Annotated in this window: 9 protein-coding genes and 2 pseudogenes; 6 read left to right on the top strand and 5 right to left on the bottom strand. The window is 66.8% G+C overall.

The window, feature by feature from the left end; translation table 11 throughout:
• Positions 1–72: 72 nt before the first annotated feature.
• Together ACZ7GJ_RS25440 and ACZ7GJ_RS25435 are read right to left on the bottom strand one after the other, a co-directional pair.
• Positions 73–624, bottom strand: a complete 552-nt coding sequence (locus tag ACZ7GJ_RS25440) for a hypothetical protein (RefSeq protein ID WP_470754981.1) — start codon at positions 622–624, stop codon at positions 73–75.
• Positions 625–1,059: 435 nt separating this feature from the next.
• The gene (locus ACZ7GJ_RS25435; RefSeq protein ID WP_470754979.1) at positions 1,060–2,256 is read right to left on the bottom strand and encodes an ankyrin repeat domain-containing protein; all 1,197 of its coding nucleotides are present in this window, start codon (positions 2,254–2,256) and stop codon (positions 1,060–1,062) included.
• A gap of 1,235 nt (positions 2,257–3,491) precedes the next feature.
• On the opposite strand from ACZ7GJ_RS25435, the pseudogene ACZ7GJ_RS25430 reads away from it, so the two are divergent.
• Positions 3,492–3,917 (top strand): annotated as a pseudogene (locus ACZ7GJ_RS25430) (ISL3 family transposase); the annotation flags it as partial.
• Between the two features lie 27 nt (positions 3,918–3,944).
• On the opposite strand, the gene ACZ7GJ_RS25425 reads toward ACZ7GJ_RS25430, so the two are convergent.
• Positions 3,945–4,511, bottom strand: a complete 567-nt coding sequence (locus ACZ7GJ_RS25425; RefSeq protein WP_470754978.1) for a YrhB domain-containing protein — start codon at positions 4,509–4,511, stop codon at positions 3,945–3,947.
• A gap of 198 nt (positions 4,512–4,709) precedes the next feature.
• Between ACZ7GJ_RS25425 and ACZ7GJ_RS25420 the strand changes: the two are divergent.
• Positions 4,710–5,993, top strand: a pseudogene (locus tag ACZ7GJ_RS25420) (ISL3 family transposase); the annotation flags it as partial.
• Positions 5,994–6,039: 46 nt separating this feature from the next.
• Complete coding sequence (locus tag ACZ7GJ_RS25415) at positions 6,040–6,348, top strand: transposase (protein WP_470754977.1); 309 nt, start codon at positions 6,040–6,042, stop codon at positions 6,346–6,348.
• Between the two features lie 11 nt (positions 6,349–6,359).
• Here ACZ7GJ_RS25415 and ACZ7GJ_RS25410 read toward each other — a convergent pair whose 3' ends face one another.
• Both ACZ7GJ_RS25410 and ACZ7GJ_RS25405 read right to left on the bottom strand, forming a co-directional pair.
• On the bottom strand, positions 6,360–6,890 hold the full coding sequence (locus ACZ7GJ_RS25410) for a hypothetical protein (protein WP_470754976.1): 531 nt from the start codon (positions 6,888–6,890) through the stop codon (positions 6,360–6,362).
• A 408-nt stretch (positions 6,891–7,298) separates the two neighbouring features.
• The gene (locus ACZ7GJ_RS25405; protein ID WP_470754974.1) at positions 7,299–7,820 is read right to left on the bottom strand and encodes a hypothetical protein; all 522 of its coding nucleotides are present in this window, start codon (positions 7,818–7,820) and stop codon (positions 7,299–7,301) included.
• Between the two features lie 626 nt (positions 7,821–8,446).
• Between ACZ7GJ_RS25405 and ACZ7GJ_RS25400 the strand changes: the two genes are divergently transcribed.
• The 3 genes from ACZ7GJ_RS25400 to ACZ7GJ_RS25390 all read left to right on the top strand — a co-directional run bounded on the left by ACZ7GJ_RS25400 (position 8,447) and on the right by ACZ7GJ_RS25390 (position 11,095).
• Positions 8,447–9,028, top strand: coding sequence for a DUF6368 family protein (locus tag ACZ7GJ_RS25400; RefSeq protein WP_470754972.1), 582 nt, complete (start codon positions 8,447–8,449; stop codon positions 9,026–9,028).
• Between the two features lie 124 nt (positions 9,029–9,152).
• Complete coding sequence (locus tag ACZ7GJ_RS25395; RefSeq protein WP_470754971.1) at positions 9,153–10,124, top strand: hypothetical protein; 972 nt, start codon at positions 9,153–9,155, stop codon at positions 10,122–10,124.
• 518 nt (positions 10,125–10,642) lie between these two features.
• Positions 10,643–11,095, top strand: a complete 453-nt coding sequence (locus tag ACZ7GJ_RS25390; RefSeq protein WP_470754970.1) for a DUF5959 family protein — start codon at positions 10,643–10,645, stop codon at positions 11,093–11,095.
• The last annotated feature ends 67 nt before the right edge of the window (positions 11,096–11,162 follow it).

Raw genomic sequence — 11,162 nt, 5'->3', positions numbered from 1 at the left:
GATGTCTGCCGAGGCCTGATCCCTCGGGGAAACCAAGAGAACCGTAGAGCGGGCAATCGAGACAGCCCAGGTTCAGCTGCCGTTGGGGACGTTGATGATCTCCGCATCGGTGGGAGGCACGAGGCTGATCTTGGTGTCGAAGGCGGAGTAGACCAGCTCGAGCTCCTCCGGCTTCTCCTGGGTGTGCTTGAGCAGATAGGGGCGGCCCTGCTTGGCCACGAAGTCAGTGACTGTGCCTCCGGTCGCAGCGGGGTAGGTGTAGGTGGCCACCGCCTGACCGTCGACAGTGGAGTCGGGCCCCTTCTGAGCGGCGGGCTGCACCACGACAAACGAAGTCATAGGGCTGCCCAGCCGGCAGCCCATGGCCACGGTCTGCGCCGTCGCCTCGCCGATGCCCACCTTCACCCAGTGCCCGGCCAGCCGCTCGACGGCCTGGTCGACCTCGGCCTTGGGGCGGCCGGCCAGCGAGCCTCGGACAAAGGCCTCGCTGTTCTTCATGTAGGCGAACTTGCTGTTGGCGAAGACCTCCATCGTGCCGATGCCGGGTTCCTCGATTGTTCCGGCGCAGTCGCCTTCGTAGTCGATGGAGAGGTCGACGACAGCGGTCCTTGTGCCGTTGCTCATCTTCGCGTGCAGCTTCTTCGTGCGGGCCTGCCCCGTTTCGGAGTACGCGTTCGCAACCGCGCCACTGGGCGACTGGCTCGAAAGAAGATCCGCGGACGGGTCGGCAGCCGCTGGAGGCGGGCTCGCAGCGGGCTTGGCGGAGTCGGCTCCACTCTGCCCGCATGCGGTGAGCCCAAGCAGGGCGGCACAGACGGCTATGGGCACAGCAAAGGTGTTGGAACGCATGATTCCCCCCAGGGATAGATCAAGTCGGCAGAGGATAGCCCGACACCGAACTGACACGACCAGCCGCCTGCCCGGATCGCAGCCCCTCGACGCCCGGGCTTCGGCAGATGCGGCGCGCGTTGCGCCCACTCGTCACTCGTGCAATCGCCCCGCCCCAGGACCGTAGCGATGGGCTGCGCGAGGCGGTCATGTGATCCGCCGGGACAAAAACTAGCGACCTGGCCCCTCTGCTTCAGCGCGGGCTTCCAGTAGGTAGCGGATGTCGCTCAGGCGTCCCGCGCCGGGGCTGTGGCGGTACTTGATGCCGGAGCGGATCTCGTCGAGGACTGCCATGCCGCGTTCGTCGCCGCGCAGGGCGAGCCCGGCTGCGGCTTCGATCCTGACGTCGAGGTGCGGGTCCGCCAGCTGTGCCGCCATCACGGCGCGCAGCTCGGGGGTGTCGACGGGGGCCGAGGTGAACTCGTAGAGCGCGGTCGCCCGGGTCTCGGGTGCGGGGTCCGTGGCCAGGCGTAGGAGGGTCGCGACGACTTCCTGGTGCTCGGCGGTGCCGACGGCCGTGTTGGCGTAGAGATGCACGGCGACGGTTCGGCGGACTTCGGGATCGGGGTGGTCGGCGTGGGCCAGGATGGCCCGGCCCTCCCCGGGCCGGCAGTAGGAGACGAAGGCGGCGATGACGGTGGCGAGGGCGTAGGGGTCTTGCTCGGTGTCCAGCAGCGGGCGCAGGAACTCGGCCGCTTCGCGGGTGAACGGGGGCTCGTCGTCCTTGTCGATGTCGAGGCCGAACCCGAGGAAGTTCATCGTGTCGAGCGCGAAGCGCCTGCGGCTGAGGGGATTGGAGGTGTCCTCTGCGATCTTGCGTGCCCAGTCGAACGTCTCCTGGTCGGCCCGGTATCCCAGGCGGAAGAGTGATTCGAACCAGTCGTCGTGGTGGGGGTCGGCGTGGAACATGGCGCGGGCCATCAGTTGGTCCGGCGAGCGGTGGATGCCGAGTACGGCCTCCAGGTTGGTGATGATCGCCCGGTGCGCGGGAAGGGGTTCGGTCCTGGCGTCGGCCGTGTCGGCCTTGGAACCGATGGCGTCCTGGGCCGTGCGAAGTGCGCGGCGATGCGGGCTGTCGGCGCTCAGCGGGTCTCGGCTGCGGGACAGCAGGGCCTTTAGGACCTCGTACATGCCGTGTTCGGCGGCCCACGTCACCGGGTCGATGCCGCCGTCCCAGGGGCGGGACGCGTCGACGTCGTAGAGGACCAGCCAGTCGACGACCTCGTGGCGGCCGGCCTTCGCAGCGGCGGCCAGCAAGGTGACGGCGTCGTCACTGGCGAGATCTGCTGCGGATGCGCCGTCCAGGAGGTCGAACACCGCGATGTCGTCGCCGCGTTCGACAGCGGTCAGCAGCAGGGAGAGGCGCATCGGGTGATTGTGCCCGTGAGGGAGGCGTCAGGGCGAACGCATTCCGGACGAGGGTCCGCCATGATCCGCCTGTCGGACGCAGAGTAGACGTCGGTGATGCGCTGGGTACTTGATCTTGAGGGCCGTCGGGTTGGATGGCGCCGTGGCGAGACGACCCAAGACAGAGAAGAAGCGACCTCTCTTCGGCATACCGAGGGAGATCATCCTGCTGAGGAGAGAGGGCGTGTGGCCTTACACGTTCCGCGCCGACGATTCAGGTGGTGGGTGCGGCAAGGTCGCGATGCCTTCAGGTACAGCCGTTGAGGAGGTTCAGGCAGCGGTTTTCATGCCGTTGGCGGACATCACCCGCACCCTCCACCATGCCGAGATCGAAGTCGCGTGGTCCTCCCTGACACCCGATTCGTGGGTTGGGAGTATCCGGCGTGCGCCACGACGGAGCATGTCGGTGAAGGCGGCTGACCACGTGTCGGCGAGGGTTGGCGGCTGCCACGCGGGGCCCCACGGTGAGGGCTGTGCGGGCGGCAGGTAGGCTCGGCAGGATGAGGAAAACGGCCCGGACCGAGTGGTGGCAGCAGTTGCCGGCGGGGATCCGCGACGAGATCGACGGGTACGTCCTTCAGGACGCCCTGCTCGCGGCGGTCAAGGTCGTCGTCGATGTCGGCCTTGTTGGTGACGACATCGGGGTCAGCACCGCTCAGCTCATCGTCGGTGACCGTTACGCCCATTACGGGGACAGGGTTGCCCGTGCCCCGGACAGCCCCCTCGATCTGGAGTCCTTGGCCTACCGCGCCGCCGGCCTGCCTACGCAAAGACGCCGAAGTCGACGATCCAGAACCGCGCCAAGGGCAGCCGTCCTCAGCGGCTTTGGCGGCCCTGATCAGGCCGCCGGAACCCGACGAGCCGCCGGACAACCAGCTCCTCGCCCGTGTCCGTCATTGGCACACCGACATCCACCACCTGCGTGAACGCGGCTGGACGATCAGTGCGATCGCAAGGTGCCTGGGCCGGGACCGCAAGACCGTCCGCCACTACCTGACCACCGACCTCGACCAGATCCTCGCCTCCGCGCGGGAGCGCCGCCCCAACGGCCACGTGAATCGCTTCAAGCCCTACCTGCAACAACGCTTCCGCGAAGGCGCGACCAACGCCGCAGCACTCTTCCGTGAGATCCGCGAACGCGGCTACCGCGGCAGCCGTGTCGTGGTCACCGAGTACATCGCGACCCTACGTGCCGGCACCGCCGCACCCGAACCACGCCGGCCGATACCCCCCCTCGGCGCATCACCACCTGGATCATGCGCCGGCCCGAGTCCCTCACCGACAGCCAGCGCGAGCAGCTCAACCAAATTCTTGATGCCTGCCCGGACCTGGCCACCGCCCGCGACCTGGCCCATGAGTTCAGCGCCATCGCCCGCGAACGCCGAGGCCATGATCTCACCCAGTGGATGGCACGAGCTCTGGACCAGGGGCCGCCACCCGTCCAGGGCTTCGCCGCGTTCCTGCAAAACGACTGGGATGCCGTGATCAACGGCCTCACCCTGCACTGGAGCTCAGGCGCTGTCGAAGGACAGGTCACACGGATCAAACTGGTCAAACGCCGGTCATACGGACGCGCCTCATTCGCCCTGTTGCGGACCTTCGTCCTCGCACAGCCACCGTGATGTCCCACCTCAGCTGAACCGCGCGTCTCAGAAATCCGCATCAACGCCGTAGGTACGCACGGCGAGCACACGATCAATGGGATTCACCAGCTCCTGGTGAGCGATGGCCAGGAGCTGAGGTGGTACTTCGCCTGCGAGCAGCCCGGTTACGTATGCGAGGGCATGCGTCGGGGAGAGTCCGGCCACCTTCCGGCGAAGGGCACGGACAGCGGCCATGCGCCCGCCCGCTGCCTCAGCTGTCGTCCGTAGCTCGTCGTGGAGATCATCCACCGGAGTGCGGACCGGCAGTCCTCGGATACGACCACGGTAGTCGTCCTCCCACGCCCCCTCGACCTCGGAGAGGACCCCAATCGCGTGCAGCCCGCCGTCGATGCGGTCGACCAGATACGGACCGTGTCCAACCAGCATCGCGGCTGCGTTGCGCGTTCGCGCATACTCCTCGGATTGGACGTAGACCTTCCAGACAAGCTCGTGCTCGTCTACGTGCACGACCACGCTGCGAGGGAACTGCTCGACGCCAGCGGCAACCATCGCCTGATGGCCACGCTCCAGCTCTTCCTCAACGATGCGTACTGCCTCATCCTGTTCGATCACGATCGCAGCATCACTTAGCACGTCACCTCGCCACCAGCGGATTTTCCCCCACCAGGCTCTCTCACGTGCAGGGGCCGAGAACGAGTCTGTGCTGACCGTCACGAAATATCCGCCACAGCCTTGAAATTGGCTGTGGCGGATATTTCGTGACGGTCAGTTCCAAACATCCCGTGTAGCCCCCGATGTCTGTTCCTCACCATGGTGTTTGTGGGGGATGAACGGCAGTTCTGGGACTTGGTGTGGCCTGACGTCGACGGTGTGGTCGTGGACGGGGTTGAGGTGATCGGGGACACCGTCACGCTCGATGTGCATGCGGGGCACCGGGCGGCGACGTGCCCGTCGTGCGGCATGGCGGCCGTGCGGGTCCACAGCACGTACGGACGACGGCTGGCGGACCGCCCAATCGGTGGCCGGCGGGTGATTCTCCGGCTGCGGGTGCGCCGGTTCCTCTGTGACAACGCTTCCTGCGAACGCCGGACATTCGCGGAACAGATGGATCACCTGACGACGCCGTACCGGCGACGGACCGTGGCAGTTGCCAGGATGGTGCAGGCGATCGGGCTGGCCGTCGGCGGTCGGGCCGGCGCCCGGCTCGCCGCCTACCTGCCGGTCCGGGCGAGCCGAGACGTGATCGTGCGGGAAGTGCGGCGGCTCCCGGATCCGCCGTCCGGCCAGGTCACGGTCTTGGGCATCGACGAGTTCGCGTTCCGCCGGGGCGCCACCTACGGCACCGTGCTGATCGACGTCGAAACACGACGGCCGGTCGACCTGTTGCCCGACCGCAGCGCCGACACGGTGGCCGCCTGGCTCGCCGCTCACCCCGGCATCAAGGTGATCTGCCGGGACCGGTGCAGCACGTTCAGCCAGGCCGCCGCTCGCGCGGCGCCCGACGCGATTGAAGTTGCGGACAGGTGGCACTTGCTCCATTCACTTGCCCGCGCAGTCGAACGGACCGCTCACCAGCATCGCGCCTGCCTGCGCAAAGACGCCGAGTCCAACGATCCGGACCAGCCCCCGGAGGCATCGGACCTCGCGACGCTGGCAGCGTTGATTGGGCCACCGGAGCCCGCAGACCCGCCGGACAGCCAGCTCCTCGCCCGGGTCCGCCAGTGGCACACAGACATCCACCAGCTCCGAGACTGCGGCTGGACCATCAGCGCCATCGCGCGCCGCCTCGGGCGGGACCGTAAGACGGTGCGACACTACCTGACCACCGACCTCGACCAGATCCTCGCCTCCGCACGCGAACGCCGGCCCAACGGCCACATCAACAGCTTCAAGCCCTACCTACAGCACCGCTTCCGCAGCGGCTCGACCAACGCCGCGGGCCTCTTCCGTGAGATTCGCGAACGCGGCTACCGCGGCAGTCGCGTCGTTGTCACCAAGTACATCGCGACACTCCGCGCCGGCACGGCCATCCCCGAACCACCGCAGCCGATCCCCAGCCCCCGCCGCATCACGACCTGGATCATGCGCCGTCCCGACAAACTGACCGACAACCAGCGTGAACAACTCGACCGAATCCTGGATGCCTGCCCCGAACCTGGCCACCGCCCGCGACCTCGCCCACGAGTTCAGTGCCATCGCCCGCGAACGCCGAGGTCACGACCTCACCAGCTGGATGGCACGCGCTCTCGACCAAGGTCCCCAGCCGATCCAGGGCTTCGCGGCCTTCCTCCAGAACGACTGGGACGCCGTCGTCAACGGCCTGACGCTCCACTGGAGCTCCGGTGCCGTCGAGGGGCAGGTCACACGCATCAAACTGATCAAGCGTCGGTCATACGGCCGCGCTTCTTTCGGCCTCTTACGAACCCTCGTCCTCGCCCAACCACCCTGATCTTCAAAGCGTCAGACGCGTCGCCCGCGCTTGGTCTTCGTGCGCACCCGCTCGCGAAGCTCGGCCTGGTAGAAGGCGGCTTTGTCACCGCCCAGCTCGAAGTGCGCGCAGATGTCGGCCACCGTTTCGGCGTCTTCCGCAGTACCTGTGAGCCCGATCTGGACAAGCCTCCAGAACCCCTCCTGCACGTGTCGCCTGCATGCCTCGCCCAGACCCTCGCTTCCCGCAGTCGGCCGGTGGTCGCCGGAACCTGCAGCCACGAACCACAACGTCTGCAGCAGCACGTCTCGGGCCAGTGTGGAGAGGTCGCCCGCCAGCGCGGCCATGATCACGCCGACAGCTGGCGGAGTGGACTCGAAGATGATCGTGCTTTCCTCGACATGACCATCGAGGGTGTATCCGATCATGTCCTGGGGTGTCTCAGCAGTGATGATCGCCTCGATCAGAAGCGGCACATGCTCCGCAGAGTCACCGCAGCCGCACTCCAACGACGACCAATCGACGCGTTGCAGTTCTGCATGTACCAGTTCACCGACCACCACCGCGGACCCCCTCAAGGCATACCGGGCTCTCGGGCCCCGGCGCTAGCGATCAAGCATGAGCCAACCATCGGTCCCCCGCCATCGTGTGCGTCACGAAATGTCCGCCACAGCCCGGCGTCGGTCAGGCCCGGGTTGTGGTGGCCCTGGGGCTTCCAGTGCCGTCACCATCTACTGACACGGACTCTGGGTTCACACTGTTGTCGTGCGGAGAGTAGATGTCAGTGGGATGTGCAGGGTGGCACAGCGATCGGAGTCAGATGCGCCCCGGTGGCGGACATGTAGACGGCCTTCGCCTGATCCACTCCGTGACGGAGCACAGGATCAGGCGAAGGCCGTCTACACGTCCACTGAACTGCGAAGACGTTGACCAGGCTCGAGCGCGTTCAAGGCCTGCGCTCGAACGAAGGCTCAGCCGTTCCAGGTCTCGGTGTACGAGTCCGCCACCGTGACCTTCGCCCAGTAGTTGGAGACGTGGCAGCTCCGGAACTGATGCGTGACGTACACCTGGTATTCCCGCTTCTTGATGCCGATCTTGTAGTTGGTCCGCTTGCGGGCGGGCGCCACGACCATCGTGGTCTTGCCCTTGGAGATGGAGGCGCTGGCCTCGACGCTCACCCCGAGCTTGGAGCTGATCTCCGCCGCGGCCAGATCGATCTTGCCCCCGATCTCACCCTCGACTTTGCCCGTCAGGCTGGCGCTCACCGTCGCGGCGATGCTTTCGCGGACGGAGGCATCACTGCGGCGGTTGTCGATGACCCCCGACGCGACCACCTTGTGCCACGTGGACGAGATCTCCGTGTACTTGCGCTTGTAGACGTCGTCACAGACCTCGCCTGCGGACGCGGGCGTTGCCGACAGCCCGATCAGCCCGCCGGCGAGTACGGCCGACGCGGTGGTGGCCGTGACGAAATTGCGCACAGAAGTGCCCATATTGTTCCCCCTTTTGAGGCTCCGGCCTGGTCAGTGGCGGAGCGTTCCCAGAAACTAGCCAAGGTCCGTTCGGCCCTACAACGTTCTTGATCAGAATCTGAGCTTGCTGTCGTGCGCAGAGTAGATGTCAGTGGCGCGCAGAGTTGTGTCTGGGATGGTTCTCAGCCCATGGAAGGGGCTGCGGTGTGCATGCCGGGTGCCTGACCATGCGGTCCGTCAGGTTGGATGGCACCGTGGCGAGACGACCCAAGACGAAGAAGAAGCGGCCCCCCTTCGGCATACCGAAGGAGATCATCCTGCTGACTGGGCAAGACGTGTGGCCCTACACGTTCATTGCCGACGACGCGGGTGGCGGATGCGGCAAGGTCCCGATGCCCGCCGACGCGGCCCTTGAGGACGTACAGACGGCGATCTTCATCCCTGACGCCGGATTCGTGGGTAGGCCACATCCGGCGTGCCACCGCGGAGGATCCTGCTCCGCTTGGCGCGGTACCTGAAGTCGGCTGACCACGGGTCGGGTCGCTACAGCAACGCACTTGAGCCGTCGCCGTGATCAGACGTTCGCCGCCGGGACCTGCTAGAACCGGGTCCTGGTGGCACTTGGTGCACGAAGTTCTGGGGGCGGTATGGCGGGACCGGCAGTTGGACTGTGGCTCTTCGAACAGCGCGGGTTCGCGGACATCCTGGCCGACGTGGTCCCGTGGTTGGAGACCTTCTGCGACCCGGTGGAGACCAAGGCCAGCGGCGACGTGGACTTCTGGGTGCGCGACGGGTCGGCCTTGGGCCTGTGGGCCTTCGATCCAGCCGGCGTCGGCGTGTTTTTCCTGTCAGAGGACGAGGAGATGCCTGCCGAGGACGAGGACTACTCATGCTTTTCGCGGCCACCGGCGCAGGGGCTGGTAGTCGGCGCCGGCTGCTCGGGTTCGGTGAACCATATGCTGCTCGGTCACCTGACGCTCGCTCTGGCCTGCCGCCTCGATGCCCTAGTCGACTTCGACGGCCTCTTGAGCAGCCGTCCCAGCACAGGAGAGGACACGGGCACCGAGGCCGTCCTGGCCCGGGCGAGAGCACTGGCGTCAGCCCTCCCGGGAAATCTCGCGGAGGTCTTCTATGACACTGGGGGCGGTGGACGGTGGCTTCGACACGTCGGGGACGTGGAATTTCTGCAGGCATGGCTGCAACATCCTGATTTCCACTTGATCAAGTAGCGCCGCAGCGTCGATCCTCCGGGAAGGTCGCCTCGCTGGAAGCGTCGCGAGTTGTCATGGGCGGCGGAATCGTGCAGGCCAGCCCCGCCCGTCGGGTGCCTGAGCTGGGCGCTAGCCTCGGCGAATGGTTCCTCCGCAGCATCTGAAGGTCATGACCCGTCACCGCGACGGGTGGATCTATGCCTACGTAATCGACTCCGGTGCTTTCGGGACGCTGGAGCCCGCCGCGGTGTTCCAGCCGCAGGCTGGCGACGAGGTCGTGGCGTCGGTGGTACGGCCCGATCTGGAGCGAGTCGTGTACACGACGCTCAACCGGGTCGTCTGCCTCACGCGCGCGGGTGACCTGGTGTGGGCGTCGGACTTCGAGCCGCACTCCGACGTGCCACATGGCCACCGGCCTGGTTGTGCGCTGTCCCTGGACGGCCGGACCGTGTGGGTCTACCGGCCGGACGCGATGGCGGGACGCGGGGGCGGAGACCAGTGGGTCGTGTACGACGTCGACAGCGGGGCGGTCCTCGCCCGCCGGGAGCTGGAGACGGTCGGGCACGGCGCCAGCCACCACGTTCACCCCGTGGACGGCAGCATCTACCTCGACATCGGTGAGGGCCAGGACGGCTCCGTCATTCTCCGAGGTACGGCCGGGGCCGACGGTGAGGTGAAGTTCGTGACGTACCCGTGGTCGGACCGCTGCCTAATCGACCTGGCTCCAGGCGGGGAGCAGTTCATGACCGTCGACCACGGGCAGGCGGACGTCGCCTTCCACCGCCACCCCAGCGGAGAGGTGCTCTTCACCCTCCCCGTCGAGGCCTTCGGGTACGACCCGGAGACCTTCATGGAATGGAGCGGCGGCTATCTGACCCCAGACACGGCCGTCGTCACGCTCGGCAGTGAGACCGAGGACGGGGAGGAATGGTTCCGCCACCACTTGATCGACGTGAGTACGGGCACGGTCAGCGGCGAGATGACCGTCGAGGCGGCCCACCCTTACGACCTGGAGCCCCTGGGCGACGGCTCCTGGCTCACCGACGGCCCCGTCCGCTGTTCCCGGGCTACTGACACGGACTCAATGCATGACGACACGCATGTGTGTCGGTGAATCGATCCTGCTCGCCAGGGGTGCCTGAGCTGGGGGCTCCACGGGAGAGCCGAGCCTGCGTGGTGCCGTCGGCGGCGCTATCTGTAGAGGACCTCTTGGTCGGTTCCACCATCGCGGCGATCCCGGATAATGACCTGCCCAGGGCCAGCTGGCGCGGAGCAGTAAGGGCCGTGTAGGTCCAGGAGTTCAAGGTCCGTGGGCAGGGCGGAGGGATGCCCGACGTACTCCGGATCGAGAGCGAAGGTCACTCTCGTGCCGCTTCCTTTGCCCGCCCGGGGTTCCGGGACGCCTTTCGGGACGGGTTCCCGTCGCCGGGCGTCGTCTCGGGCGGACGTCCCGGAAACGACCGATTCCGGGACGGCGGTCACCGTGCCCGCTTTAGTCGGCGGGGCGGGCCGGCTGTATCCGATTCGGCGCGGGTTCATCAGTTCGAGGGGAGCCGGTGCCGCGGGGCTGCCGGGGCGGCGACATCCCACCTGTCAGAACCAGGCCGGAGCTCCTGCCGTAAGTTCCCGGCCATGGACACGAGCACACAGCCCGACGCGATAGAGCTGATCCGGCTGGCCGACGCGGGTCAGAGCATCAGCGTTCGTCTGCTCTCGCGCGCGGCAACTATGGAAAGTCTGGGAGTCAGGTATTACGACGCGGTGGCCGTCATCGCGAGCGACTTCGTGAACGGAAGCGTCTACCTCGGGTTCGACTCCGGCGACCTCGCGGACTGGGGTCAGCTCCTGAACGCCGTTGAGGAAGCCGAGCAGGACGATGGAGCGGACGAGCCGCTCACAGCTGACTGGCCCCGAGCCGGCAACTCGGCCTACCTCCGCTTCATCGCTGAAGACCCTTACTTGGTCGAAGTGCACGACGGGTCTGGCAGCCGGATTGTCGTCTCCGTGCCACTCGACATGGGCGAAGGGTGGATAGCCGAGTCCAGGAGTCGCCTCGCGGCAGCCCGAGCCGCTCTCGGAGAGTAGCCGCACGAAGCACCCCGGGGAACGCGCGGCGCTCAACGGTCGCCCACGATAGACCTCGCCATCAGCG

Source organism: Streptomyces sp. NPDC037242 (genome assembly GCF_055604165.1).
Note: the sequence above shows the minus strand (reverse complement) of the source record. Positions and strands in the feature narration are given on the sequence as shown.

What these genes read in the sequence shown, in the direction of transcription:
- ACZ7GJ_RS25435 (WP_470754979.1), bottom strand. Translation starts at nt 2,256, where the DNA reads ATGCGCCTCTCCCTGCTGCTGACCGCTGTCGAACGCGGCGACGACATC.
- ACZ7GJ_RS25415 (WP_470754977.1), top strand. Translation starts at nt 6,040, where the DNA reads ATGCCTGCCCCGAACCTGGCCACCGCCCGCGACCTCGCCCACGAGTTC.
- ACZ7GJ_RS25440 (WP_470754981.1), bottom strand. Translation starts at nt 624, where the DNA reads ATGAGCAACGGCACAAGGACCGCTGTCGTCGACCTCTCCATCGACTAC.
- ACZ7GJ_RS25390 (WP_470754970.1), top strand. Translation starts at nt 10,643, where the DNA reads ATGGACACGAGCACACAGCCCGACGCGATAGAGCTGATCCGGCTGGCC.
- ACZ7GJ_RS25405 (WP_470754974.1), bottom strand. Translation starts at nt 7,820, where the DNA reads ATGGGCACTTCTGTGCGCAATTTCGTCACGGCCACCACCGCGTCGGCC.
- ACZ7GJ_RS25400 (WP_470754972.1), top strand. Translation starts at nt 8,447, where the DNA reads ATGGCGGGACCGGCAGTTGGACTGTGGCTCTTCGAACAGCGCGGGTTC.
- ACZ7GJ_RS25395 (WP_470754971.1), top strand. Translation starts at nt 9,153, where the DNA reads ATGGTTCCTCCGCAGCATCTGAAGGTCATGACCCGTCACCGCGACGGG.